Genomic DNA, 26462 nt, shown 5'->3' on the forward strand with positions numbered 1-26462 from the left:
CTCCCGTTCCGTCCCGGTTCGCCCGGCGGGCAAAGACGGATGAAACGGCGGTCGCCGGGGGGTTCTGGAGCCGGGTCCACCCTTGTTACCCTCCAGTAGCCGGCCTGGTCCCGACCCCGGGGCGAACGTCGCCGGCAGCCTCGTCACCGCCGACCGCACTGCACGCGCGGGCCGCTCCCGGGAGGGTGGGACCCGCGCTCGCCGGGCTCGCGCGGCGGCAGGTTCCGTGCCCCCTCGGACCGAAGGAACCACGTGGACCCGACCCGAACATCCCCCGGACGCCGCCGGCGCGCACTGCCCGCGGCCCTCGCCCTGACCCTCGTCGGTACCGCCCTGACCCCGGTGCTGGCCACCTCGGCCGCAGCGGCCGAGGGCGACAAGGTGCTCCAGATCGTGGGCATCAACGACTTCCACGGCCGCATCGAGGCCAACCCCGGTCCCTTCAACCTCGAGGCGGGCATCGCGAGCATCGCCGGGGCCGTGAACCAGCTGCGCAGCGAGAACCCGAGCACGGTCTTCGTCTCGGCCGGTGACAACATCGGTGCCTCGACCTTCACCTCGTTCTCGCAGCGCGACGAGCCGACGATCGACGCCCTCAACGCCGCGGGCCTGCAGGTCACCACGGTCGGCAACCACGAGTTCGACACCGGCTTCGCCGACCTGACCGAGCGGGTCGTCCCGCGCGCCGACTTCCCCCACCTGGGGGCCAACGTCTACTTCTCCGCGACCGGCGAGCCGGCCCTGCCCGAGTTCGAGGTCATCGACGTCGACGGGATCGACGTCGGGTTCATCGGGGTCGTGACCCAGCAGACCGCGTCGATGGTGACCCCGGCCGGCATCGCGGGCCTGGAGTTCGGTGACCCGCTCACCGCCGTGAACCGCGTCGCCGCGCAGCTCCAGGACGGCGAGGAGGGCAACGGCGAGGCCGACGTCCTGGTCGTGCTGACCCACGACGGTGCCGAGACCGACTCGTGCGCCGACCTGGCCGCCGCCGACAACGGCGTGGCCGACCTGATCCGCGAGGCCGACCCCGGCGTCCGTGCGATCTTCACCGGGCACACCCACCGCCAGTACGCGTGCTCCTTCCCGGTCCCGGGACTCGACGGGGCCGAGCGTGCCGTGGTGCAGGGCAGCGAGTACGGCAAGCACCTGGCCCGCGTGCAGATCACCGTCGACGCCGACGGCGAGGTCACCGAGGTCGTCCCCGACGTGCTCCCGATGTACGACGGCGGCGCCCTGATCTACCCCGAGGACCCGACCGTCGCAGCGATCGTCGCGGCCGCGGCGGCGCAGGCCGAGGTCGTCGGGTCCGTCCCCGTGGGCCGGATCACCGGTGACATCCGTCGGGCCGTGACCGAGACCGGCAGCGAGGACCGCGGGGCCGAGTCGTCCCTGGGCAACCTGGTCGCCGACATGCAGCTGTGGGCGACCTCGAACGACACCTTCGCCGGGACCCCGGCGCAGATCGCCTTCATGAACCCCGGCGGACTGCGGGCCGACCTCATCCACACGGGTGACGGCACCGTCACCTACCGGCAGGTCGCCTCGGTGCAGCCCTTCGCCAACACCCTGGTCACCGCCCGGTTCACGGGCGCACAGGTCAAGGCGGTGCTCGAGGAGCAGTGGCAGCCGGACGGGTCGTCCCGACCCAAGCTGCACCTCGGTGTCTCGGAGGGCTTCTCCTACACCTACGACCCGGACGCCCCGCGCGGCGAGCGGATCACCTCGATGACGTACCAGGGCGCCCCGGTCGGGCTCGCCGAGACCTACGTCGTGGTGATGAACTCCTTCCTCGCCTCGGGCGGGGACAACTTCGCGACCCTCGCCCAGGGCGCCGACGTGACCGACACCGGTCAGGTCGACCTCCTCGCGGCGGTCGAGTACTTCGAGGAGTTCGAGGTCGTCGATCCCGCTCCGGTGGGTCGCGCGACCGTGGGCCAGGGCGGCGGGGACGACACGCCGTGGGCCGAGGTCACGCTGGCCGTCGACCGCGTCAAGGCGGGATGGCGGCTGCCCTTCACGGTGACCGGGCTCGAGCCCGGTCAGGAGATCACCGTCACCCTCGACCCGGGCGCCACGCTGCTCGGGACGTTCACGGCCTCGGCACAGGGTGTGGTGGACGGCAGTGTCATCGTGCCCGGGCGCACGAGCCCGGGGAGCTACGCCCTGGTCATCGGTTCGGGCGACCTGACCCCGGTGGTCACGCCGTTCGAGGTGACCCGACGCCCTGCCTCGACCCCGCCCGGCCACGGGCCCGGGAAGCCGGGTTGGGGCTCGCACGGTCCGGGCAAGCCGGGGTGGGGCTCGCACGGTCCGGGCAAGCCGGGCTGGGTCTCGCACGGGCCCGGCAAGCCGGGTGCGGGCCTGCACGGTCCGGGCAAGCCGGCCGTGCACTGCAAGGCCGTGCACGGCTCGAAGTTCCGGGTCTGACCACGCGCACGACGTGACCGAAGGGGGCCCTGCCGTACGGCAGGGCCCCCTTCGGTGTCCGGTCCCGAGGTCGGTGCCCGCGGCCTCAGCCCTCGGTCGAGACCAGGTGCGCAGGCACGGCGTCGTAGTGGTCGTGGACCGCGGTGAACTCGCCCCGGCCTCCGGTCAACGAGCGCAGGTCCAGCACGTACCGGCGGAGCTCGGCCTCGGGCACCATCGCCTGGACCTGGCTCCGCCCGTCGGCCAGCACGTCGCTGCCGATGATCCGGCCGCGCCGCGCCGACAGGTCACCCAGGACGTCGCCCTGGAGGGTCGCCGGCACGGTGACGGTCACCCGGGAGATCGGCTCGAGGACCACCGTCCCGGCCTTGGCGAGCGCGTCGCGCAGCCCGTGCGCGGCGGCGGTGCGGAAGGCCATGTCGGAGGAGTCGACCGAGTGGTACTTGCCGTCGTAGGCCTCGACCCGGACGTCGACCACCGGGAAGCCGTGCACGCCCCCGGCCGCCATCGCCTCCATCACCCCGCGCTCGACCGCGGGGATGTAGTTGCGGGGGATCGCCCCTCCCACGATCGAGTCGACGAACGCGCTGCCTTCGCCGCGTGCGGTCGGGCTCACCCGCAGCTGCGCGACGGCGTACTGCCCGTGGCCACCGGACTGCTTCTTGACCTTCCCCTCGGCCTCGGTGGGTCGAGCGATCGTCTCGCGGTAGGCGATCCGCACCTCCTCGGTGGTCACGCGCACCCCGAACTTGCGCTCGAGCCGCTCGAGGGCGACGGCGAGGTGGACGTCACCGGTGCCTCGCAGCACGGTCTGCGCGTGCCGCTGGGTCTGCCCGTCGCCGTACCCGCTGATCCGGTCGACCACCAGGGTCGGGTCCTCGGCGCACAGCCGTTGGAGGGCACCGGAGAGCTTGTCGTCGTCGGACTGGGTCGCGGGGGTCAGAGCCAGCGCGTAGGGCGTCTCCCGCGGGGCCGGGCCCTGGACGGCGACCGGTGAGCCGGGGCGGGCCAGGGCGGTCCCGGTGGGGCTGGCGCCGAGCTTGGCCGCTGCGGCCAGGTCACCGGCGACGACGGCGTCGGTCGGCAGGTGCTCCTTGCCGCGCAGGAAGAACATGCCGTGCAGCCGCTCGGTGCCGCCGGTCGTGGTGTTGACCAGCCGGTCGTCGGTGCGGACGGTGCCGCTGAGCACCTTGAACAACGAGACCTGGCCGACGAAGGGGTCGGCGACCGTGCGGAAGACGTGCAGCAGCGGGTCGCCCGCAGGGTCCGCCGCGACCGGCACGGGGACACCCCCGGTGCCCCCGGACGCGCCGTTGCCCCCGGTGGCCCCGGCGATCACCGTGACGGGCCGGTCGGCCGGGGAGGGCCCCAGCTCGCAGATCAGGTCGGCGAGCCGGTCGATGCCGACCTCGCTGGTCGCCGAGCCGAGGAGCACCGGGAACTCGGTGCAGCCCAGGACCTCGTGCGCGAGGGTCCGCTCGAGCTCGGCAGCGGTGGGGATCTCGCCCGAGAGGTAGCGCTCGAGCTGGTCGTCGTCGCCCGAGACGATCTCCTCGGTGACCTCCTCGTGCAGCCGGTGCTCCTCGTCGACGACGTCGTCGGGCAGGGGCTGGGTGCGGTGGTGGCCGGTCGCGTCGTACTCCAGGCCTTGGTCGGTCAGGACGTCGGCGACACCGTGGAACGTGTCCTCCTCACCCAGCGGCAGCTCGAGCGGCACGATGCCGGCGCCGAAGTGCTCGCGCAGCTCGCCGAGGACCCGGCGGAAGTCGGCCCGCGGCTTGTCCTCCTTGGTGACGAAGACCATCCTCGGGATGCCCAGGTCGGCGCACTGCTGCCAGACCACCTCGGTGCCGACCTCCACGCCGTCGACCGCGCTGACGACGATCACCGCGAGGTCGGCGACGGCGAGTGCGGCGTCGACGCCGCCCGCGAAGTCGGCGTACCCGGGGGTGTCGATGAGGTTGACCTTGTAGGTGGTCGAGTCGGTCGCCGTCCACGGGAACGGTGCGACGGCCGGCGACAGGGAGATGCCGCGCCGGGTCTCCTCGGGCTCGGTGTCGCACACCGTGGTGCCGTCCTCGACCCGGCCGGTGCGGGTGGTCACGCCGGCGCGGTGCAGCAGCGCCTCGGCGAGGGTGGTCTTGCCGACACCGCTGTGGCCCACCAGGGCCACGTTGCGGATCCTCGGCGTCGATGCCTGGTCCATGCGGATCTCCTTCGTTGGAGTGGCCCTTGGCAGCAGGCTAGCCAGGCTGCGCGCGCAGGGGTACAGGACCTCGGTCCGTCGACGCCCCGGTGGCCGCGTCGCCATGCTCTGCGGCTGCACGTGATGCGCAGGGGCCTCCCGTCGGACGCGTCGGAGGGCTATAGTTCCGAGAAGACCGTGGGAGCGCTCCCGCACCCGGTCGCTCCGGACTTCCACGAGAGGGCATCACCATGCGTTACGGGCACTTCGACGACGAGACCCGCGAGTACGTCATCACCACCCCGCACACGCCCTACCCGTGGATCAACTACCTCGGCTCGGAGCAGTTCTTCTCCCTGATCTCCCACCAGGCCGGCGGGTACTCCTTCTACCGCGACGCGAAGATGCGTCGCCTCACCCGCTACCGGTACAACAACATCCCGGCCGACGCGGGCGGCCGCTACCTCTACATCAACGACGGCGGGGATGTCTGGACCCCCTCCTGGCTGCCGGTCAAGGCAGACCTCGACCACTTCGAGACCCGCCACGGCCTGGGCTACACCCAGATCACCGGTGAGCGGGGCGGGGTGCGCGTCGAGAGCCTCTTCTTCGTCCCGATGGGCGAGGACGCCGAGGTCCAGAAGGTCACCCTGACCAACACCTCCGACGGTCCCAAGTCGCTGACCGCCTTCTCCTTCGTCGAGTTCTGCCTGTGGAACGCCCAGGACGACCAGACGAACTACCAGCGCAACCTCTCGATCGGCGAGGTCGAGGTCGAGCTCGACGGGCCGCACGGCAGCGCGATCTTCCACAAGACCGAGTACCGCGAGCGCCGCAACCACTACGCGGTCTACGCGGTCAACACCCGGGCCACGGGCTTCGACACCGACCGCGACACGTTCGTGGGTGCGTACAACGGCCTCGGCGAGGCCGCCGTGCCCCGCTCGGGCCGCTCGGCGAACTCGGTGGCCAGCGGCTGGTACCCGATCGGCTCGCACAGCGTCGCGGTGGACCTCGCCCCCGGCGAGTCCCGCACGCTGACCTTCGTGCTGGGATACCTCGAGAACGACCCGGCCGACAAGTGGGCTCCGGCCGACACCGCCGCGGGCGTCGGCGCGCTGCAGGTCGTCAACAAGACCCGCGCCCACGAGCTGCTCTCCCGCTTCGCGACCACCGAGCAGGTCGACGCGGCCTTCGAGCAGCTGCGCTCGCACTGGACCGCCCTGCTCTCGACCTACTCGGTGAGCTCGACCGACGACCGGCTCGACCGGATGGTCAACATCTGGAACCAGTACCAGTGCATGGTCACCTTCAACATGTCGCGCAGTGCCTCGTTCTTCGAGACCGGCATCGGGCGGGGGATGGGCTTCCGCGACTCCAACCAGGACCTGCTGGGCTTCGTGCACCTGATCCCGCAACGCGCCCGCGAGCGCATCCTCGACATCGCCGCGACCCAGTTCCCCGACGGTTCGGCCTACCACCAGTACCAGCCGCTCACCAAGCGCGGGAACAACGACGTGGGCTCGGGCTTCAACGACGACCCGCTGTGGCTCATCGCCGGGGTCGCGGGCTACGTCAAGGAGACCGGCGACTACTCGATCCTCGACGAGCAGGTGCCCTTCGACAACGACGAGGCCCTCGCCGACACCCTCTTCGAGCACCTGACCCGGTCGTTCGCCTACACCGTCGACCACCGCGGCCCGCACGGGTTGCCCCTGATCGGCCGGGCCGACTGGAACGACTGCCTCAACCTCAACTGCTTCTCGACCGAGCCGGGCGAGTCCTTCCAGACCACCGAGAACCAGTCCGGCGGGGTCGCCGAGTCGGTGTTCATCGCGGCGCAGTTCGTGCTCTACGGCGCCGACTACGCCGAGCTCGCCGAGCGTCGCGGTCTGCCCGACGTCGCGGCCAAGGCCCGCGCGGCCGTCGAGGAGATGCGCGCCGCGGTGCTCGAGCACGCGTGGGACGGGGAGTGGTTCCTGCGCGCCTACGACTACTACGGCGAGAAGATCGGCACCGACGAGCACCTCGAGGGCAAGATCTGGATCGAGCCGCAGGGCTTCGCGGTGATGGGCGGGATCGGCGTCGTCGGCAGCGACCCGACCACCCCCGAGGCCAAGGCCAGCCCGGCCGTGCGTGCGCTGGACTCGGTGCGCGAGCACCTGGCCACCGACCACGGCATGGTCCTGCAGCACCCTGCGTACACGAGCTACCAGATCCAGATGGGCGAGGTCACGACCTACCCGCCGGGGTACAAGGAGAACGGTGGCATCTTCTGCCACAACAACCCCTGGGTGATCATCGGCGAGACGGTCGTCGGGCGCGGCGGTCAGGCCTTCGACTACTACAAGCGCATCACCCCCGCCTACCGCGAGGAGATCAGCGAGGTGCACCGGCTCGAGCCGTACGTGTACGCGCAGATGATCGCGGGCAAGGAGGCCGTGCGGCACGGCGAGGCGAAGAACTCGTGGCTCACCGGGACCGCGGCGTGGAACTTCGTGGCGGTCAGCCAGCACCTGCTGGGGGTGCGTCCCGGGTACGACGGCCTGGTCGTCGACCCGCAGATCGGCCCCGAGGTCCCCGAGTTCACGGTGCGTCGGGTCTGCCGGGGGGCCACCTACGAGATCACCGTCACCAACTCCGGGGCCGACGGCGCCCGCGCGAGCCTCACGGTCGACGGCGCACCGATCGTGGGCAACGAGGTCCCGTACGCGGCCCCCGGCTCGGTCGTGCAGGTGACCGCTCGGCTCTGAGGTGCGCGGGCCGTCGTCGGGACGGTGGCGGTCGCGAGGGACGTGAGGGGACGACGTGGCTCCAGAGGTGCTGGTCATCGAGAACGACTGCTGGCGGGTGGGGGTGCTCCCGGGGACGGGGGCGTCGTTGGACTCCGGGCAGGTACGGCTGGACGGGGTCTGGCGTGACGTGCTGCGCCCGACCCGGCCGGCCGGTCGGCGCCGGTACCCGCAGTGCGCGAGCTACGTGCTGGTGCCGTTCTCGAACCGGGTGCGCGACGGGATGCTGCGCTTCGGCGACCGCTCCTGGCAGCTGCGGCGCAACGCCGCGGACGGCACGGCGATGCACGGCGCGGCCCACGAGTACCCGTGGGCGGTGGTCGCCCGGACCCCCACGTCGGTGACGGCGGAGTTCGACGCGGGGGCCGTGGTCGGGGTGAACTTCCCGTGGACCTTCACCGCGCGGGTCACCTACGCCCTGGACGGTCCCCGGCTGTCGGTCCGGACCGAGCTGACCAACACCGATGTCGAGGCGTTCCCGGCCGGCTTCGGCCACCACCCGTACTTCCAGCGGGGTCTGGTCGACCCCACGGTCTCCGAGGTGCGGGTCCGGATCCCGACCGAGGCGAGCCACCCGCTCGAGCGCGGGATGGCCGTCGGTCCGCCCGGGCCGCTGGCGTCCGCGGCGGACTACCGGACCCTGCGCCCGCTCGCACGGCTGCCCTTCGTCGACGTGTGCCTGACCCGTCGCACCAGCGCCGACACGGTGCACCTGGAGTGGCCCGCCTCGGGGCTGGCCGTGCGGATGCGGGCCGACGACGTCTTCTCGCACACCGTCCTGTACGTCCCGCGCGGCAGGCCGTGGTTCGCGGTCGAGCCGGTGACCCACGCCAACGACGGGTTCACGCTGCGGGCAGAGGGGATCGAGGGGCACGGGGTGGTCGTCCTGGGCCCGGGGGAGACCCTGACCGGCACGTTCGACCTGACGGCCGAGCCGCTGGACCCCGCGACCGGGCCGACCGGTCGTCGGGCCGCGGTGGGCTCGACAGCCTCAGGCCCCGAGGCTGTGCCGTCCGCCGTGCCCCGGCCGGTCGCACCCGTCCCGGTGGGTCACACGTAGGGACGCACCGAGGACGCGTCGCCCAGCTTCCCGTGCTCGACGACCGCGAAGGTCCCGTCAGCCTGGAGGATCACCGCGGCCACCTCCTCGAGCGAGCCGAGCCCGTTCTCGCGCACCGCGGAGTGGATGTCGGACTCGGTGAAGCGGTGCCGGCGCAGGGCACGGTCGATCATCCGGCCGTCGAAGTAGAGCAGGGTGGGTCCGGTGTCGACGAGGCGGGTGAACCGGCGCGAGCGCTGCCGCGCGACGGCCATCGCCCACTGCAGCGACACCAGCACCGTGAACGCGACCAGCGCCTCGACGACCGTGACGTCGTCGGCGGTCAGGACGCGGCCGAAGGCTGAGCCCAGGGTGACCGTGAGCACGAAGTCGAACGGGGTCATCTTGGCCATGTTCCGTGGACCGGTGACCCGCAGCAGCATGACCAGCCACAGGTACCCGAGGGTCCCGACGACGACGATCTTGACCAACGGCTCCCAGCCGTCCCAGAACAGGGGGTTCTCCATGGGGTGCGCTCCTCGGGTCGACGACGCACGGGCGTCCGGGTCCCGCGCACGGCCCTGCCACCGTAGGGTGCTGCGCGCGGCCCGGCGCGTCCAGGTCGGGCCACGGCGGGCGGTCCGCGCGGTCGAGGCGGGAGGTGTCCGTGCCGGGAGCTGAACGTGGTGCCGTCCGTCGTCGAGTGTCGGCGGGGTGCGCGGTGCCCGTGGTGGTGGCCCTCGGCCTGGTGGTGAGCACCCGGTCCGGCGTCGCGGCGGATCTCGCGGGCGGTGCCCTGTACGCCGTGCTCGTCCACCTGCTGGTGGTCCTGGTCGTCCCGCGGCTCGGGCCCTGGCGGGCAGGAGCGGTGGCCCTGGGCCTGTGCGTCCTGGTCGAGCTCGCCCAGCTCACCGGTGTCCCGGCGGGCCTGGTCGCGTGGTGGAGGCCGCTCCGGTTCGTCCTGGGGACCACCTTCTGGGCACCGGACCTGCTGGCCTACGCCGTCGGGGCGCTGACCGCAGCGACCGTGGACCGCGCCACGGGGGCCCGTGGTCCACGACGCGCCGTGGGGCGCCCCGACGTCAGTGGCTCAGGCGCACTGGCCGGTGCGGGTCCCCCCCACGTCCACGCCCGAGACATTGACCCCGCGGGGGCCGACGTTGCTCTCGCAGACGAGGTCCCCGGCGATCGACCCGGCCCGCACGAAGATCGAGTGCGGGTTGCCGGTCAGCAGGACGGACCCGCCGACGTGCACGGCGTCGCGCTGGGCGGCCGGGAGGGTCAGTCGGGGGTCGCCCTCGGCGAGCTGCGCCACGGTGCACCCGACGGCGCCCGAGAAGCCGATGCCGATCAGGCTGTGCGCCCAGCGGACGGTCAGGTCCCCGGCGATGTCGGTGCCGCAGGTGCGGAAGCCGTCGGCCCCGCTCACGGTCGCCGACGAGCCCAGGCTCGACCAGGCCACACCGACCTGGCCGCCGTGGACGCGGAAGGACCCGCTCACGGTCGAGTCGACCACCGAGGTGCTGCGTCGGGCTCCGAGGTTGATGCTGCCCTCGACGGTCGAGGTCGTGAGGTCGACGGTGGCGACGCGGCCGAGCACGCTGCCGACCACCCGTGAGCCGTGCACCAGGGCCGCGGTCGACTCGTTGACCAGCAGGTCGGCGTGCAGGGTCGAGCCGTGGACCTCGGTGCGTGACCCCTCCCAGGCGACCAGGTCCCCACCGATGCTGCTGCCGGAGAGCGTGAGGAGGGCGTCGTCGCTCACGACGACCCGGCCGGTGACCTCGACTCCCTCGAGCGCGCAGCTGCCGGCCGGCGGCACCCAGAGGTTCCCGGTGACCACCTGGTCGGTCAGGGGCCCGTCGCACACGTGGTGCTGGGCCGGTGCGTCGGTGGTGGCTGCGAGAGCCGGCGAGGCGACGACGGCCCCGGCGACGACGGCCAGGGCGGTCACCCCCACCGAGACGGTGCGACGCAGCGACGTGGTGATGATCATGATGGTGCTTCCCCCGGTGAGGTGTCCGTTGACCGTGCAGAAGGGGTGTGCGGACCGTGGTGCGCGCGCCCCCGACGAGTGGGTCCGAGCGGGGGCCTCGAGCCGTGTCGTCCGGCCGCCGAGCGGCCGTGGACAGAGAGTGGCACCCGTGGTCACCATGTCCAAAATGTTCCGGCCCACAGGGTGGGATTGATCATCGTCGCAGGTCAGGGCGCACTCTCGTCTCGGCCGGGTGACGTGCGCAGCCGGCGATCCGCACGGCTCGGGTCAGCCGACGACGAGCCTGCGCAGCGTCTCGACGGGGAGCTTGGGGGTGCGATCGGCCCGGAGCAGCCCGTTGGTCTCCTGGCCGGTGTCGGTCAGCTGGGTCCAGCAGAACCCGGAGATCGGCGGGCAGTCGCGGACGGCGTCGAGGAGGTCGCCGACGCGTGCCGCGAAGTCCTGGTCGTCGGTGGCGGTCGAGTAGCCCCAGGCGTCGCTGCGACCGCCGTCGTAGCTCACGCCGCCGAACTCGGTGATCATGACCGGCTGGGCGCGGTCGGTCGGCATTGCTGCGTCGGTGAGCCGCATCCGTCGTCCGGCCGGGCCGATGCCCTCGAGCAGGGACCGCACGGCCTGCGGGGTGCCGTACCGGGTGCGGAGGTCCGCACCGTGCTCGGCGTAGTCGTGCACGGTCCAGATGTCGGAGTCGGTGTGCTCCCAGCCGTCGTTGGAGATCACCGGTCTGCTGGGGTCGAGCGCCCGGGTGAGGTGTGCCAGCGCCAGGCCGTAGTGCTGCTGCGCGGGGTCGTGGGCACCGTGCTGGACCCCCCAGCTCTCGTTGAGCGGCACCCAGGTGATGATGCTGGGGTGCGACCGGTCCCGCCGGACGAGCTCGAGCCACTCGCGGGTCAGCAGCTCGACCGCGCGGGGCGAGAAGGCGTAGGCGTTGGCGGTCTCGGCCCACAGGGCCAGGCCCAGCCTGTCGGCCCAGTACAGGAAGCGCGGGTCCTCGGCCTTCTGGTGCACACGGGCCGAGTTGAACCCCAGGTCCTTGATGACCTGCACCTCGGCGCGCAGCGCGTCCGCGTCGGGGGCTGCGAGGTGCGTCTGCGGCCAGTACCCCTGCTCGAGCACCGAGCGCAGGTAGTAGGGCCGGTCGTTGAGCAGGAAGACGCCGTGCGCGACGCCGACGCTGCGCAGCCCGAGGTAGGACGTGACGGTGTCACCCGGGACGGGCCCGCCGGCGCCGTCCGTGCCCTGCGGTGCGTCGTGCCCGAGCGTGACGGTGGCGTCGACGAGGGTCGGGTGCTCGGGGGACCAGAGCAGCTCCTCGTACTGCTGGCCGTTGGCCTGGCGCGGCAGGTCGACGTGCACCCGGACCTCCTGGTCGAGCACCCGGACCCGGTGCTCGGCGAGCACGTCACCGCCGTGGTCGAGGCGCACGGTCAGCGTCGTCGGGGCGAGGGGTCGGCGGCTCAGGCGCGCGGTGAGCTGGACGGTGCCGGCCGGCAGGTCGGTCTGCCAGGCGATCTCGGTCAGGTGGACCGCCGGGACCGCCTCGAGCCAGACGGGTTGCCAGATCCCGGTCGTCCGGTGGTACCAGATCGAGTGCGGCTCGGGTCGCCAGTCCTGCTTGCCGCGGGGCAGCGAGACGTCGAGCGGGTCGTCCTCGGCGCGCACCACCAGCCCCAGCCCCCGTCCGCCGGCTCGGGTGACGACGTCGGTCACGTCGAAGCTGAAGGGGGTCTGGCCGCCCTCGTGGGTGCCCAGGTGCTGCCCGTCGAGCCAGACGTCGGCGCGGTGGTCGACCGCTCCCAGGTGCAGCACGAGCCGGTCGCCCTGGGCTCCCAGCCCTGCCTGCCCGAAGTCGTCCGCGGTCACCTCCCGGCGGTACCAGACGACGCGCTGGTGGTCGGTGGCCCCGATGCCCGAGGCGGGCGACTCGGGCGGGTAGGGCACCTGGATGCGCTGGTCGAGCGCCATCGCGCCGGCGTCCTCGAACCAGGCCGAGCCCAGGCCCACGTCGTGCGGGTCGCCCGCGAAGCGCCACTCCCCGCAGAGGTCCGCCCAGTGTGCGCGCACCAGCTGGGGTCGGGGGTAGGAACCGTCCTGGGTGGATGCGCGCTGGGGCGTCGGGGTCATGACGGTCCTTCCCTCCGATGGGCGTCCCACGGATCACCCCCACGACGGCCCTTGGCCGCCTGGGGGTTCTGCCGCAAGGCACGGGGACGTGCGGTACAAGGTTTACCACATCGGCGGTTCAAGGTTTACCTCTCGGCACGGGGACCTGCGTCCGGACCGCCGCGCGAGGCGGTGGCCGACGGGTCAGACGCCCGTGCGCCCGCCGTCGGGTCCGGGTCCGAGCTGCGGTGGCACGGCCGTCGCGGCGGTGCTCTCCCGCGCGATCACCCGGTGCTCGGTGACGGCGCTGCGTGGTGGGGCGTCGGGGTGGGCCGACCGCTCGAGCAGCAGCGAGATCGCCACCTCGGCCAGGCTGCGCTTGTCCGGGGCCACGGTGCTCAGGCTCGGTGAGCTGAAGCGACCCTCCTCGATGTCGTCGATGCCGATCACCGCGACGTCCTGGGGTGCGCTCAGGCCTCGGTCCCGCAGAGCACGCAGGGCGCCGAGGGCCAGCAGGTCGTTGAAGCAGAACACCGCGTCGGGCGGCTCGGGCAGGTCGAGCAGGGCATGCATCGCGGAGGCGCCGTCGGCCCGGTGGAAGTCCTCGACCTGGCGGACCAGCTCGGGTCGAGCGGGCAGCCCGGCGTCGGCCAGCGCCGCGTGGTAGCCGGCGAGCCGCAGGTTCGCGGTCTCCAGGGGCGTCGCGCTCTCGGGGTGCGAGTAGTCCTTGGCGCCGATCGCGGCGATGCGTCGTCGGCCCAGCTCGATCAGGTGTGCGGTGGCCGCGACGGCGGCCGCCTGGTTGTCGATCGCGACGTGCGAGAACGGGGAGTCGTCGCCGATGTGCTCGCCGAGCAGCACCAGCGGTGAGGAGTCGGCGCGGTGGCGCAGGTCCTCGGTGCCGAGCGCCAGCGGGCTCATGATCAGGCCGTCCATGAGCGGCATGTCGATGCCGTCGCTGATCGCGCGCTCGGAGTCGGCGCGTCCGTCGGTCTGGGCCAGGAGCACGGTGAGCTGCTGGGCCTTGGCCGCCCGGACCAGCTCGGAGGCGAGCTCGGCGAAGTAGGGCTGGGTGAGCTCGGGCAGGGCGACGGCGATCATGCCGCTGTTGCCGTGGCGCAGGTGGCGGGCCGCGACGTTGGGTCGGTACTGGAGCTCGGCGACCGCCTCCTGCACGCGCAGGCGGGTCGCGTCGGTGATGGTGCCCTTGCCGTTCACGACGTTCGAGACGGTCTTGATCGAGACCCCGGCGCGCTCGGCCACGTCCTGCAACCGGATGCGTGCCACGGTGGTCCTCCCTCGCGATCAGCGCGGGCTGCTCGCCGTGCGGATGTCGGTATCGGTATCGGTGCCCGACGGTACCGGTGCGGGGGAACGGCCGACTGGCGACGCGCGACGCACAGGGAGACGCTACTGCCGAGGTAACGACTCGTACAAGGTTTACCGGTTCCTCTGTACAAGGTTTACCTCGATGGGGTAGGAATGCCAGTACAAGGTTTACCCCTGGGTCTGCACGCCCTGGCGCAGGGCGACAGCCGGCCGAACTCGACGAGGAGCTCACCGATGAGAACCGCACCGCAGTGGAACCGACACCCCCGGCGCAGGCTCGCAGCCGGCGCCATCACCCTGACCGCAGCGCTCGCCCTGGCCGGTTGCGGCGGTGGATCCACCCCCGAGGAGGCCGCCGGCGGCGGCGCCGCACCTGAGGGTGGGGACTTCACGGGCGAGTACACCGGCCCCGACGTCGAGCTCTCCTACTGGAACGGCTTCACCGGCGGCGACGGTCCCTTCATGCAGGAGCTCGTCGACGAGTTCAACGCCGAGCACGAGAACATCACCGTCGTGCCCAACACCATCCAGTGGGCCGACTTCTACCAGCGTGTCCCCGCCGCGGTGAACGCGGGCGAGGGGCCCGACGTCGGCGTGATGCACCTCGACCAGCTGGCGACCAACGCCGCCCGCAACGTGATCGTCCCGCTCGACGACCTCGCCGAGGCGCTCGAGCTCAGCGCGGACGACTTCACCGACGAGGTCTGGGACGCCGGGGTCTACCAGGACCAGCGCTACGGCATCCCGCTCGACGTCCACTCCCTGGCGATGTACTACAACACCGAGCACTTCGAGGCCGCCGGGATCACCGAGCCGCCCACCGACGAGGCCTCGTTCATGGCGGCCCTCGACGCCCTCCAGGAGGCCGGGTACTCCCAGCCCTTCTGGATGCCGACGATGTGGCCCGCGCACCTGATGTACCTGTCCCTGACCTGGCAGAACGGCGGCGATCCGTATGCCGCCGACGGCTCCGCAGCGGCCTTCGACTCGCCCGAGGGCATCGCGGCGCTCGAGTGGCAGCGCTCGATCGTCGAGCAGGGCTACAGCCCCTCGAACGTCGCCATCGACTCCCAGTACGTGGCCTTCAAGAACGGCGAGACCTCGATCACCTGGGACGGCATCTGGCAGATCAACGACCTCGAGGCCTCGGGCATGGCCTGGGACATGGCCCCGATCCCCACGATCGGCGACAGCGACGCCGTCTGGGCGAACTCGCACAACTTCTTCATCACCCGCCAGGCCACCGACGACCAGGACAAGTACCAGGCCGCCCAGGTCTTCATCAGCTGGATGAGCGAGCAGTCGGGTGACTGGGCCGGGTCCGGCATGATCCCCGCCCGCCAGTCGGTGCGCGACAGCGGTGTGCTCGACGGCCTCAAGCAGGCACCCCTGGCCGAGCAGATCGACCAGATGCGCTTCCTGCCGGCCGTCCCGGGTGTGGGTGGCGTGCAGGCCGAGACCCTCGAGCCCGCCGTCTCGAGCTCGATCCTGGGCGACGACCCGGTCGCCGACGCCCTGGGCCGCGCCACGTCGCAGGCCACCGAGCTCATGGAGCAGAACCTCGAGAGCTTCGGGGGCTGACATGACGACGACGCGCGTCGCGGCGCCCGGGGACATGGCCGACGCCGCTCGGCGAACCGGCCGCAGGGCGCCGCGGCGCGGCGTCGTCAAGCACGGCCGCGCGACCCCGTGGCTCTTCCTGGCGCCCTACCTGGCGCTCTTCGGGGCCTTCGTGATCGCCCCGGTGGTGCTCGGGGCGTGGATCAGCCTGCACCGGTGGGACTTCACGCTGCCCGGCAAGCCGTTCGTGGGGCTGGACAACTACCAGGCCCTGTTCGACCCCGACTCGATCGTCTTCGCCACCTTCTGGAACTCGATGCGGGCCACCGGGATCTTCACCGTGGCCAGCGTCCCGCTGCTCATGGTGCTCCCGCTGCTCGTGGCCCTGGTGATGAACCAGAAGTTCCCCGGCCGCAACCTGTTCCGCGCGGTCTACTTCGCCCCCTACGTGCTCGGGGTCGCGGTGGTGGCAGTGCTCTGGCGGTACCTGCTCGACAACAACATCGGGCTGATCAACCACTACCTGGGCCGGCTCGGCCTGCCCTCGGACATCGCCTGGACGACGTCGACCCCTGCGGCCTGGTTCGCGCTGGTCGGCGTCACCGTGTGGTGGACCCTGGGCTACAACTCGGTCATCTACCTCGCGGCCCTGCAGGACATCCCGCGCGAGCTCTACGAGGCGGCCCGGGTCGACGGCGCCAACACCTGGCAGCAGTTCCGCAACGTCACCCTGCCGGGGCTGCGACCCGTGCTGGCCTTCATCACGATGATCACGATCCTGGCCTCGGCCAACATGTTCGGCCAGTCCTACCTGATCACCCAGGGCGGCCCCGGTCGGGAGACCCGCACGGCGATCTACCAGATCGCCGAGACCGGGCTGCGCAACTACCAGATGGGGAGCGCCGCCGCGATGAGCTACGTGCTGACGGCCTTCCTCATGGTGCTCAGCGTCGTCATCTTCTGGTTGTTCCGCGAGAGGAAGCAGCGATGAGCACCACCGAGCAGACCTCTCCCGTCCGCGACACCGGCTCCGCCCGGGCGACGCGTCCCGGCCGGGCCCGCGGTCCCGACACCGGCGGCGGTGGACCCCGCACGGTGCTGCGCTACACCCTGCTGATCCTCCTCGGGCTGCTGTTCGTCAGCCCCCTGATCTTCATGATCGTCACCTCGTTCAAGACCCGGGGGGACGCCGGCGGCATCCCGCCGTCGTGGATCCCCGACCCGTTCACCACCCAGGCCTACGAGTCGATCCTCACCACCCGCGGCACCCCGGTGCTGCGCTGGTTCGCCAACAGCCTGGTCGCGGCGCTGGCCAACGCGACCCTGGTGGTGGTGACCGCAGCGCTGGCGGCCTACGCGCTGGCGAGGATGCAGTTCCGCGGCCGCAACCTGGTGTTCGGCGCGATCATCGCGACCCTCTTCGTGCCGCCCGTCATCCTGATCATCCCCAACTACCTGATCGTCGGGGAGCTGCGCTGGCTCAACACCCTCGCGGCGGTGATCGTCCCCACGGCGGCCTCGGCCTTCGGGGTCTTCTTCCTGCGGCAGTTCTTCCTGAGCATCCCCGACGAGCTCGAGGAGGCCGCCCGGCTCGACGGCGCCAACCCGTGGCAGATCTTCGTGCGGGTGGTCCTGCCGCTGTCGCGGCCCGCCCTGGCGACCCTGGCCCTGCTCGCCCTGCTGACCAACTGGAACGACTTCCTGTGGCCGGTGTACGTGCTGTTCAGCCCCGAGATGCAGACCCTGCCCGCGGGGCTCTCGACCCTGCAGTCGGCCAACGCCGTGCGCTACGACCTGCTGATGGCTGGTGCGGTGATCGCGAGCGTCCCGGTGCTCATCCTGTTCGTCTTCCTCCAGCGCTTCATCATCGAGGGTGTCTCCCGCTCGGGTCTCAAGGGATGAGGGCTCACGGGATGAGGGCTCGAGGGATGGGTCGGGTGCGCGCCGTCGTCGGGCCCGGGGTCCTGGTCCTTGCCCTGGTGCTCGGCTCGTGCGGGCAGGGCGGCGACGACGTCGACGCGACCTCTCCGTCGCCGGCCTCCCCGCAGGGGTCGGACGACGCCGCGGCCGAGGGAGCCGACGGCCCGCAGGAGCAGGGATGGTCGGCGGTGAATCCCGTCATCGCCGACGACTTCCCTGACCCCGACGTCCTCGAGGTCGACGGCGTCTACTACGCCTACGCGACCAACGGCAACAACCGGAACGTCAGGGTCGCCCGGTCCACCGACCTGGTCGAGTGGGAGGCCCTGCCCGACGCCCTGCCCGACCTCCCGTCCTGGGTGATCCCGGGCAAGACGTGGGCGCCCGAGGTGACCGAGCTCGAGCCCGGCCGCTACGTCATGTACTTCACCGCGACCAGCTTCCAGCCGACGCTGCAGTGCATCGGTGTCGCGACCTCCGACTCCCCCGAGGGGCCCTTCGAGGTCGTCGGTGACCAGATGCTCGTCTGCCCGCCCGACGAGGGCGGTGCGATCGACGCCGCGACCTTCCGGCACGAGGACGGCACCCTCTACCTGCTCTGGAAGAACGACGGCAACTGCTGCGGCCTGGACACCTGGCTCTACCTGGCCCCGCTCTCTGCCGACGGCACCGCGCTGGTCGGGGAGGCGGTGCCCCTGGTCCAGCAGGACCAGCCGTGGGAGGGCAACCTCGTCGAGGCGCCCACCCTGGTCGAACGTGACGGCACCTTCGTGCTGCTCTACTCGGCCAACGACTACGGCGGCGACAGGTACGCCATCGGCTACGCCACGGCCCCGGCGATCGAGGGCCCCTGGACCAAGGACCCCGAGCCCCTCCTGACCACCGCGCTCACCCAGGACCGGTACGTCGGGCCGGGCGGGCAGGACGTCGTCGTCGGGCCGGACGGCCAGGAGTACCTGCTGTTCCACTCCTGGTACGGCGGCACCACCTACCGGGCGATGATCGTCCTGCCGCTCTCGTGGGAGGACGGGCGCCCGGTCGTCGCGGTCGACTGACCTCCGGCCGGACGCTGCGCACGCGCAGCGACGCCGTCCTGCCGCTGCCCGCCCGCGCGACCGGCCGGGAACCGCCCCCCGGAGGATGAGCGGGTCCCGGCCGGTGGCCGAGCCGTGCCGAGCGGTCAGCTCGCCTCGAGGATGTCCACGACGAAGATCAGGTCCTCCTCGGCCAGCGGGCTCTCCGAGCCGCCGTAGGCGAGCTCGGCCGGGATGATCAGCAGCAGCTGGCTGCCGACCGGCTGCCCGACGATGCCTTCGTCCCAGCCGGGGATGACCGCGCCGGTGCCGATCACGGTGGTGAACGGGGAGCCGTTGACCCACGAGGAGTCGAACTGCTCGCCGTCGAAGGTCCAGCCGCTGTACTGGAAGGTGGCCTGCTGGCCTGCCTCGACGAGCTCGCCGTCACCGACGATCAGCGGCTGCACCACGAGCTCGGTCGGCGCCTCGAGGTCGGCCGGGATGTCGATCGACGGCTCGCCGTCGTCGGCCAGCGTGACCTCGGGCAGGCCGGCGGGCGGCTCGACGGCCTCACCCTCGGCGCGGGACGGGACGGTGCGGGCCGAGAGGATCTCGATGGCCATGACGGTCGCGGGGTAGGCCTCGGTCGCGGCGCTCGTCTCGGTGGCCTCGGTGGCCTCGCCACCCGGGGCGGCGAAGAGCACCCGGGCGCCCACGTTCTCGCCGCGCAGCACGTCGGTCAGCGCGGTGATGATCTCGGGGTCGCCGAGCACGATCGAGTCGGGGCCGGTCTCGTAGGTGCTGCCCACGGTCGTGCCGTCGTCGCCGGACAGCGCGACGTAGTGCATCTCGACCCGCTGGCCGTCCTCGAGGGCCTCGCCGTCACCGGCCTCGACGAGCCGGGCGACCGGTGCCGAGACCGCGAACGGCTGGTCGAAGGTCACCTCGGGCGCGCTGCCGAGGGGGCCTTCGACGGTCACGGCCTCGAGCGCGGCGATGTCCTCGGGGGTGGCCGTGGGGAGCTCGTTCTGCGGCTCCTCGGCCCCCGTGGGCTCGGGCTCGGCGGGGTCGTCGCCCCCGGCGCAGCCGGCGAGCAGGAGGGTGGCTGCCAGGACGGCGGCGGCCGTACGGGCGGTCAGGGTGGTGGGACGGCGCACAAGGGCCCCTTCTGGTGGTGATCGGTGCCTGGTGGAGGCTCTGCGGTCGGCGGCGAGCGGTCGATGGCGCACCGACGGACCCGACAACGGTACGCGCTCATCCTGAGAACTACCTGGGAGTCCCCGGCCGGGGTTCGCCGTGCTCCGGTGGCGACCATGGGCGGGCGCAGGTACCAAAGGAGCATGAGCGACCAGACCGCACCCAAGGACCCGCGCGACGACTACCCCACCGACCAGCCCGAGGAGAGCATCGAGCACCCGGGTGTCACCTCGGACATGGAGCAGGAACCCGACCACGGCGAGGAGAGCTATCGCGGGAGCGGGCGCCTGGACGGCAAGCGCACCCTGATCACCGGCGGCGACTCGGGCATCGGACGGGCCGTGGCGATCGCCTTCGCCCGTGAGGGGGCCGACGTGGTGCTCTCCTACCTCCCCGAGGAGGAGGAGGACGGCCGCGAGACCGCCCGGCTGGTCGAGCAGGCCGGACGGCGCGCCGTGCTGGTCCCCGGTGACATCCGTGAGGAGCAGCACTGCATCGACCTGGTCGAGCGGGCCGTCAGCGAGCTCGGCGGCCTCGATGTGCTGGTCAACAACGCGGCCTACCAGATGGCGCAGGAGAACAGCCTGCTCGACATCACCACCGAGCAGCTCGACCGCGTCTTCAAGACCAACCTGTACGCCCTGTTCTGGATCACCAAGGCCGCGGTGCCGCACATGGAGCCGGGCTCGTCCATCATCAACACCGCATCGGTCCAGGCGTACAGCCCGAGCCCGCAGCTGCTCGACTACGCCTCGACCAAGGCGGCGATCATCAACTTCACCCAGGGCCTCGCGCAGTTCCTGGGGGACAAGGGGATCCGGGTCAACGCGGTGGCCCCCGGCCCCATCTGGACCCCGCTGATCCCGGCGACCATGCCCGAGGAGAAGGTCGGCAGCTTCGGGGCCGACACGCCCCTGGGACGCGCGGGCCAGCCCGCCGAGCTCGCGCCCCTGTACGTCTTCTTCGCCTCCCACGAGTCGAGCTACGTCAGCGGTGACCGCCTCGGTGTCACCGGCGGCAAGCCGCTCGCCTGACCCGTCCCCTCCTTCCGAGTTCTCGAACGCTTGTGTGCTCCGCACGCACAGGATCGTTCGAGAACCTGAGCGGCGGGCAGGGGAAGATGACCGGGTGACCAGCGGTGAGGGACCGGTACGGGTCGGCGTCGTCGGCACCGGCTGGCGGGCGGGGTTCTTCCTGCGTGTGGCGGACCTGCTGCCGGACCGCTTCACCACCGTCGGTGTGGTCAGCCGCACCGCGTCGCGCGGGCAGGAGGTCTCCGCCCGGTGGGGTGCACCGAGCTACCGGACGGTCTCGGCGCTGCTCGCCGCCCAGCGTCCCGAGCTCGTCGTGGTGGCCGTCCCCTGGGAGGTCGCACCGGAGGTGACGGTCGAGCTGGCCGAGGCCGGCGTGCCGGTGCTCACCGAGACGCCACCGGCTCCGGACGTGCCCGCGATGGTCCGCCTGTGGGGTCGGGTCGGTGCGAGCGGTCTGGTGCAGGTCGCCGAGCACAGCCCGTTCCTGCCGGCGCACGCGGCCCGTGCCGGGATCGTGGGCTCGGGGCTCATCGGACGGGTCACCTCGGTGCAGGTCTCCTCGACCCACCGCCATCACGCGGCCGGTCTGGTCCGTCACCTGCTGGGTGCGGGCCTCGAGCCCGTCACGGTGACGGCCCGCCGCTTCGTCGCGCCGCTCGTCGACCCGACCTCGCGTGCGGGCCTCACCCTGGACCCCGCCCCGCGCCCTGCGACCACGACGCTCGCCCTGCTCGACCTGGGCGAGGGGCGCAGCGCGGTGTACGACTTCACCGACAACCAGTGGCGCAACCCGCTGCGCGGCGACCGCATCCTGGTGCGCGGCAGCCACGGCGAGATCCGGGACGGCCGGGTCACCCGATGGGTCGAGGGCGTCGGGCCGGTCGACTCCACGATCGTGCGTCGCCAGAACGGTGTCGAGCAGGACCTCGAGGGCTTCGACCTCGACCACCTGTCCCTCGACGGGCGGGTCGTGCACCGCAACCCGTACGCCGGTGCCCGGTTGTCCGACGACGACCAGGCGGTCGCGACCCTGCTGGACCGCACCGGGGCGTGGACGCGGGGCCACGGCGAACCGCCGTACCCCCTGGCCCAGGGCTGCCAGGACCACCTGATCGGCCTGGCCGTCGAGGAGGCCGCCACGACGGGTCACGCGGTGACCACCACCCAGCAGGTGTGGGCCCGATGACGGCGGTGCAGGATGGCGGCATGACTCCCCCCGTGCGGTTCGGCCTGGTCGGTAGCGGATGGCGTGCAGAGTTCTTCCTGCGGATGGCCCGCCTCATGCCGCTGCGGTTCACGGCTGTCGGGGTGGTCACGCGCAGCGTCGAGCGCGGCGAGCAGGTCACCGCCGCCTGGGGTGTGCCCACCTACCGCAGCCCCGCGGAGCTGGTCGCCGCGCAGGCGCCCGAGCTCGTCGTGGTCGCCGTGCCGTGGGACGTCGCCCCGGGTGTCACCGCCGAGCTCGTCGCTGCGGGCGTCCCGGTGCTGACCGAGACGCCGCCCGCCCCTGACGTCGTCGGCCTGCGGGAGCTGTGGGACCAGGTGGGCAGCAGCGGCCTGGTCCAGGTCGCGGAGCACAGCCCGTTCATGCCGGCCCACCGGGCCCGGGCCGAGATCGTCCGGTCCGGTGCGATCGGCGAGGTGACCTCGGTCCAGGTCTCCTCGACGCACATGTACCACGCGGTCGGGCTGATCCGGAGCCTGCTCGGTGCGGGGTGCGACCCTGTGACCGTCACGGCGCAGCGCTTCACCGCCCCGCTCCTGGACCCGATGACCAGGGACGGGTGGACGGGTGCCGTCGAGCCCGTCCCGGCCGGGACCACCCTGGCGCTGATGGACCTGGGCGAGGGGCGCAGCGCCGTCTACGACTTCACCGACAACCAGTGGCACAACCCGCTGCGCGGCAACCGTCTGGTGGTCCGTGGCAGCCACGGCGAGATCATCGACGACCAGGTGACCCGTTGGGTCGACGAGCGCACCGTCGTGACCTCCCCGCTGGTCCGCCGCCAGGGTGGTGTCGAGCAGGACCTCGAGGGCTTCGACCTGGACCACCTGTCGTTCGAGGGTCGGGTGGTCTTCCGCAACCGGTACGCCGGGGCCCGGCTGGCCGACGACGACCTCGCCGTCGCCGCGCTGCTGGACGCGACGGGTGCCTGGGTGCGTGGCACCGGCGACCCGCCGTACCCGTTGGCGCAGGGCTGCCAGGACCACCTGGTCGCGCTCGCGGTCGAGGAGTCGGCGCGTACCGGGACGTCGGTCACGACCGGTCGCGAGGCCTGGGCCGGCTGAGCCGTACCGGGTCCCGACGCGGTCGTGGCACGCTTCTCCCGTGACCAGCCCGTCCTCCGCAGACCTGCGCCGGTGGCGTCGCCACCTGGCCGACGAGCTCGCCGAGGCCTCGGTGTACCGCGAGCTCGCGGGTCGGCGCACCGGGGAGGAGCGGGAGATCCTGCTCGCCCTGGCCGAGGCCGAGGGACGGCATGCCGCGCACTGGCAGGAGCTCCTCGGGGACCAGGTCGGTCGTCCCCACCGGGGTGACCTGCGTTTCCGCATCCTGGTCCGGCTGGCCCGCCACTTCGGCTCGGTCTTCGTCCTGGCGCTCGCCCAGCGAGCGGAGTCCCGGGCGACCTACGAGGTCGACCTCGACGCGACCCCCGCGATGGCCGCCGACGAACGCATCCACGGCGAGGTCGTCCGTGCGCTCGCGGCCCGCGGACGCCACCGGATGTCGGGCACCTTCCGAGCGGCCGTCTTCGGGGCGAACGACGGGCTGGTGTCCAACCTCGCCCTGATCATCGGCGTCGCCGCGGCCGGCACGTCGACCTCGGTGGTGCTGCTCACCGGCCTGGCCGGGCTGCTCGCCGGGGCCCTGTCCATGGGGGCGGGGGAGTACATCTCGGTGCGTTCCCAGCGTGAGCTCATCTCGGCCTCGTCGCCCAGCGCGGCGGCCGGTGCGGCGCTCCCGCACCTCGACCTCGAGGCCAACGAGCTGGCCCTGGTCTACCGCGCCCGGGGGCTGTCCCCCGACGAGGCCCAGCAGCGGGCCGATGCGCTCCTGACCGATCTCACGCAGGCCGGTGCGCGGGCGCTGCACCCCGAGGGCAGCGCGGTCGAGGACTCCCACGAGCTGGTCGGCACGGACGTCGGAGCAGCCTTGTCGAGCTTCTGCTTCTTCGCGACGGGTGCGGCCATCCCGGTGCTGCCGTACCTCTTCGGGCTGGAGGGCCTGGCCGCGCTCGTCGTCGCGGGCGGCGCGGTGGGGGTGGCCCTGCTCGTCACGGGCGCGCTGGTGGGGCTGCTCTCGGGGGGCCCGCCGTTGCGTCGGGCCCTGCGGCAGCTCGCGGTCGGCGCCGGGGCGGCTGCGGTGACCTACGGCCTGGGAGCGGTCTTCGGCACGACGCTGGCGTGACCGGGAACATCACCCCACCTGCCCGGGGTCCCGGTCCGGCAGATCCAGTACGGTGTGCCTGCCGAGCCACCCCGTCACTCGGTGAACAGGCGCACAACGATGAGCTCCCCCCCGTACCGCACGACTGCCGAGCAGTCGGCGTCCGTGGTGCACGGTGACGACACGTTCCTGCGGAGCCTGCTCGACACCTCCGAGGAGGTCATCTACTTCAAGGACCTGCAGAGCCGTTTCGTGCGGGTCAGCCTGGGGTGCGCGCGGCTGCACCGCAGGACGCAGGCCGAGATGGTCGGGATCAGCGACCACGACCTCTTCTCCGAGGTGCACGCCCTGGCTGCCCGGGCCGACGAGCTGCGCATCATCGAGACCGGTGTGCCGATGCTCAACCACGAGGAGCGGGAGAGCTGGTTCGACCGGCCCGACACGTGGGTGGCGAGCAGCAAGTTCCCGTGGCGTGACGCCGAGGGGCAGGTCATCGGCACCTTCGGCATCTCGCGCGACGTGACCCGCAGGGTCCAGGTCGAGCAGGAGGTCAAGGAGATGGCTGCGGCGACCACGGCCGCCAACGCCGAGCTGCGCCGGGTCGAGGCTCAGCTGCGGGCGGTGCTGAACAGCTCGACCGACGCGATCGCGAAGTACGACGGCGACCTGCGCTACCAGTACATCAACCCGGCCGGGGAGCACTCCCGCGGTGCGACCCTCGCTGACCTCATCGGTCGCACCGACCGCGAGACCGGCATGGCCGAGTCCTCCCTGCAGGTGTGGGAGCCGGCGTTGCGTCGGGTGCTGGAGACCGGTGAGCCCGACGACGTCGAGTTCGCGGTGAGCAGCGGGACGGAGGGCGAGGAGACGTGGTTCCACACCACGGTGTCCCCTGACCGGGACGCGTCGGGCGCGATCGTGGGCGTGCTGACCTCGGTGCGTGACATCACCGACATCAAGCGCGCCGAGCAGGCCCTGGCGCACCAGGCGATGCACGACTCGGTCACCGGGCTGGCGAACCGCTACCTGCTGATGGACCGTCTCGAGCAGGCCGTGGTCCGGATGGCGCGCTACCCGAGCCGGCTCGCCCTGTTCTTCGTGGACCTGGACCACTTCAAGAGCGTCAACGACACCTACGGTCACGAGGTCGGCGACCACGTGCTGATCGAGTTCGCCCGTCGGCTCGAGCACGTGGCCCGTCGTGAGGACACCGTCGCGCGGCTGGGTGGCGACGAGTTCGTCGTGCTGTGCGACCGGGTGATGACCGACCACGACGTCGCCGAGATCGGCAACCGGGTGGTGCGGGCGCTCGCCGAGCCCTTCGTGGAGGGCCCGGTCTCGGTGCGTCTCTCGGCCAGCGTCGGCGCAGTGGTCACCGATGACCCGCAGGCACGCGCCTCGGACCTGCTGCGCAGTGCCGACACCGCGATGTACCGCGCCAAGCAGGACGGTCGCAACCGGTTCCAGGTGTTCGACCCGCAGTCCGCCGACCACCGCGACGGCGGGGCGACCCTGGAGAGCGAGCTGCGCCAGGCGTTGGCCGACGGGGAGTTCCGCCTCGTCTACCAACCGCTGCTGTCGCTCAGCAACCAGCGGGTGCTCGGGTTCGAGGCGTTGATCCGCTGGCACCACCCCTCGCGGGGGGTCCTGACGCCCAAGGACTTCCTGGACGTCGCCGAGGAGCGTGGGCTGATCGGGCTGGTCGGCGACTGGGTGCTGGACACGGCCTGCGCCCAGCTCGCGCGGTGGACCGTCGACCGTGATCCCGGGGCTCGCCCGCTGAGCATGGCCGTGAACATCGCGGGCGCCCAGCTGCGCGAGCCCGGGTTCGCGCAGCGCTGCGCTGTCGTGGTCGCCGCTCACGGGCTGGTGCCGGGGCAGCTGTGCCTGGAGATCACCGAGCGTGACCTGGTCCAGGACGGCCCGGACGTGAGGGAGGCGCTCGAGGCGCTGGCCGAGCTCGGCGTCCAGCTCGCGGTCGACGACTTCGGCACGACCTACACCTCGCTCGCACGGCTGCCGCAGTTCCCGGTCAGCATCGTCAAGCTCGAGTCCATCGGCCAGGACGTGCGCGACCGGGGGGTCGCTGCCGCTGTGATCGCGATGGCGCACGGGCTGGGCATGAGCGTGGTGGGCGAGGGGATCGAGACGGTGGACCAGCTCACCGAGCTGGTCGAGCTCGCCTGCGACGAGGGCCAGGGCTTCCTCCTGGGCCGACCGCTCGCCACGCGGGACGTCTCGCGGCTGCTCTCGGCCGACGCCGCGGCCTCCCGGGCGGACGACGCCTCACGGCACCTGGGTCGGCGCTGACCCCTCGCCGGGCTCTCCCGCGCAGTCCACCGCCAGCCCGGCGGTCGACTGCGCCCCGACGCCGCTGGCCTCCGCGGCGGGCGCCGCCCCCCCCCCGCGCCGCGCCCCCGCCCGGCCCCCGGCCCGGCCCCCCCCCCCGCCCGGGCGCGGGGGCCGGCGGGGC

The 26462-nt window shown here is 72.3% G+C and carries 18 protein-coding genes and 1 pseudogene; 13 read left to right on the plus strand and 6 right to left on the minus strand.

Annotated elements, in window-relative coordinates; genetic code table 11:
* Positions 1 to 252: 252 nt before the first annotated feature.
* Positions 253 to 2430, plus strand: a complete 2178-nt coding sequence (locus M1R94_RS08455; RefSeq protein ID WP_249381224.1) for a bifunctional metallophosphatase/5'-nucleotidase — start codon at positions 253 to 255, stop codon at positions 2428 to 2430.
* A gap of 85 nt (positions 2431 to 2515) precedes the next feature.
* Here M1R94_RS08455 and M1R94_RS08460 read toward each other — a convergent pair whose 3' ends face one another.
* Positions 2516 to 4636 carry an elongation factor G gene (locus M1R94_RS08460; RefSeq protein ID WP_249381225.1) on the minus strand — a complete coding sequence of 707 codons (2121 nt, stop codon included), beginning with the start codon at positions 4634 to 4636 and terminating at the stop codon, positions 2516 to 2518.
* Between the two features lie 230 nt (positions 4637 to 4866).
* On the opposite strand from M1R94_RS08460, the gene M1R94_RS08465 reads away from it, so the two are divergent.
* Both M1R94_RS08465 and M1R94_RS08470 read left to right on the plus strand, forming a co-directional pair.
* Positions 4867 to 7368: a glycoside hydrolase family 94 protein gene (locus M1R94_RS08465; protein ID WP_249381226.1), complete on the plus strand. Its 2502-nt coding sequence runs from the start codon at positions 4867 to 4869 to the stop codon at positions 7366 to 7368.
* 55 nt (positions 7369 to 7423) lie between these two features.
* The gene (locus M1R94_RS08470) at positions 7424 to 8467 is read left to right on the plus strand and encodes an aldose epimerase family protein (protein ID WP_249381227.1); all 1044 of its coding nucleotides are present in this window, start codon (positions 7424 to 7426) and stop codon (positions 8465 to 8467) included.
* On the opposite strand, the gene M1R94_RS08475 is transcribed toward M1R94_RS08470, so the two are convergent.
* Positions 8458 to 8973 carry a DUF421 domain-containing protein gene (locus tag M1R94_RS08475; RefSeq protein WP_249381228.1) on the minus strand — a complete coding sequence of 172 codons (516 nt, stop codon included), beginning with the start codon at positions 8971 to 8973 and terminating at the stop codon, positions 8458 to 8460. The two genes, M1R94_RS08470 and M1R94_RS08475, sit on opposite strands and share 10 nt — an antisense overlap.
* A gap of 224 nt (positions 8974 to 9197) precedes the next feature.
* On the opposite strand from M1R94_RS08475, the pseudogene M1R94_RS20900 reads away from it, so the two are divergent.
* Positions 9198 to 9446: pseudogene (locus M1R94_RS20900) on the plus strand (DUF2809 domain-containing protein); the annotation flags it as partial.
* A 90-nt stretch (positions 9447 to 9536) separates the two neighbouring features.
* Here M1R94_RS20900 and M1R94_RS08480 read toward each other — a convergent pair.
* The 3 genes from M1R94_RS08480 to M1R94_RS08490 form a co-directional block, all read right to left on the minus strand.
* Positions 9537 to 10442, minus strand: a complete 906-nt coding sequence (locus M1R94_RS08480) for a hypothetical protein (protein ID WP_249381229.1) — start codon at positions 10440 to 10442, stop codon at positions 9537 to 9539.
* A gap of 267 nt (positions 10443 to 10709) precedes the next feature.
* Complete coding sequence (locus M1R94_RS08485) at positions 10710 to 12566, minus strand: glycoside hydrolase family 2 protein (protein ID WP_249381230.1); 1857 nt, start codon at positions 12564 to 12566, stop codon at positions 10710 to 10712.
* Between the two features lie 183 nt (positions 12567 to 12749).
* A complete protein-coding gene (locus tag M1R94_RS08490) occupies positions 12750 to 13832 on the minus strand; it encodes a LacI family DNA-binding transcriptional regulator (RefSeq protein ID WP_249381231.1) in 1083 nt (360 codons plus the stop codon).
* 276 nt (positions 13833 to 14108) lie between these two features.
* On the opposite strand from M1R94_RS08490, the gene M1R94_RS08495 reads away from it, so the two are divergent.
* The 4 genes from M1R94_RS08495 to M1R94_RS08510 are packed head-to-tail and all read left to right on the plus strand — an operon-like array spanning position 14109 to position 18409.
* Positions 14109 to 15455 (plus strand): ABC transporter substrate-binding protein, encoded by a 1347-nt coding sequence (locus M1R94_RS08495; RefSeq protein WP_249381232.1) that lies wholly within the window; start codon positions 14109 to 14111, stop codon positions 15453 to 15455.
* Between the two features lies 1 nt (position 15456).
* Positions 15457 to 16425 carry a carbohydrate ABC transporter permease gene (locus M1R94_RS08500; protein WP_249381233.1) on the plus strand — a complete coding sequence of 323 codons (969 nt, stop codon included), beginning with the start codon at positions 15457 to 15459 and terminating at the stop codon, positions 16423 to 16425.
* The gene (locus M1R94_RS08505) at positions 16422 to 17336 is read left to right on the plus strand and encodes a carbohydrate ABC transporter permease (protein WP_249381234.1); all 915 of its coding nucleotides are present in this window, start codon (positions 16422 to 16424) and stop codon (positions 17334 to 17336) included. Before M1R94_RS08500 ends, M1R94_RS08505 begins: the two co-directional genes overlap by 4 nt.
* A 35-nt stretch (positions 17337 to 17371) precedes the next feature.
* Positions 17372 to 18409, plus strand: coding sequence for a glycoside hydrolase family 43 protein (locus M1R94_RS08510; RefSeq protein ID WP_249381235.1), 1038 nt, complete (start codon positions 17372 to 17374; stop codon positions 18407 to 18409).
* Between the two features lie 125 nt (positions 18410 to 18534).
* Here M1R94_RS08510 and M1R94_RS08515 read toward each other — a convergent pair whose 3' ends face one another.
* Positions 18535 to 19527, minus strand: coding sequence for an FKBP-type peptidyl-prolyl cis-trans isomerase (locus tag M1R94_RS08515; RefSeq protein WP_249381236.1), 993 nt, complete (start codon positions 19525 to 19527; stop codon positions 18535 to 18537).
* Positions 19528 to 19710: 183 nt separating this feature from the next.
* On the opposite strand from M1R94_RS08515, the gene M1R94_RS08520 reads away from it, so the two are divergent.
* The 5 genes from M1R94_RS08520 (at position 19711) to M1R94_RS08540 (ending at position 26299) form a co-directional block, all read left to right on the plus strand.
* A complete protein-coding gene (locus tag M1R94_RS08520; protein WP_249381237.1) occupies positions 19711 to 20601 on the plus strand; it encodes an SDR family oxidoreductase in 891 nt (296 codons plus the stop codon).
* Between the two features lie 94 nt (positions 20602 to 20695).
* Positions 20696 to 21787 carry a Gfo/Idh/MocA family protein gene (locus M1R94_RS08525; protein WP_249381238.1) on the plus strand — a complete coding sequence of 364 codons (1092 nt, stop codon included), beginning with the start codon at positions 20696 to 20698 and terminating at the stop codon, positions 21785 to 21787.
* Between the two features lie 20 nt (positions 21788 to 21807).
* Positions 21808 to 22890 (plus strand): Gfo/Idh/MocA family protein, encoded by a 1083-nt coding sequence (locus tag M1R94_RS08530; RefSeq protein WP_249381239.1) that lies wholly within the window; start codon positions 21808 to 21810, stop codon positions 22888 to 22890.
* A 40-nt stretch (positions 22891 to 22930) separates the two neighbouring features.
* Positions 22931 to 24010: a VIT1/CCC1 transporter family protein gene (locus tag M1R94_RS08535; RefSeq protein ID WP_249381240.1), complete on the plus strand. Its 1080-nt coding sequence runs from the start codon at positions 22931 to 22933 to the stop codon at positions 24008 to 24010.
* Between the two features lie 99 nt (positions 24011 to 24109).
* Positions 24110 to 26299, plus strand: coding sequence for a putative bifunctional diguanylate cyclase/phosphodiesterase (locus M1R94_RS08540; protein WP_249381241.1), 2190 nt, complete (start codon positions 24110 to 24112; stop codon positions 26297 to 26299).
* The last annotated feature ends 163 nt before the right edge of the window (positions 26300 to 26462 follow it).

The organism is Actinotalea alkalitolerans, from assembly GCF_023369855.1.
Taxonomy (GTDB): Bacteria; Actinomycetota; Actinomycetes; order Actinomycetales; family Cellulomonadaceae; genus Actinotalea.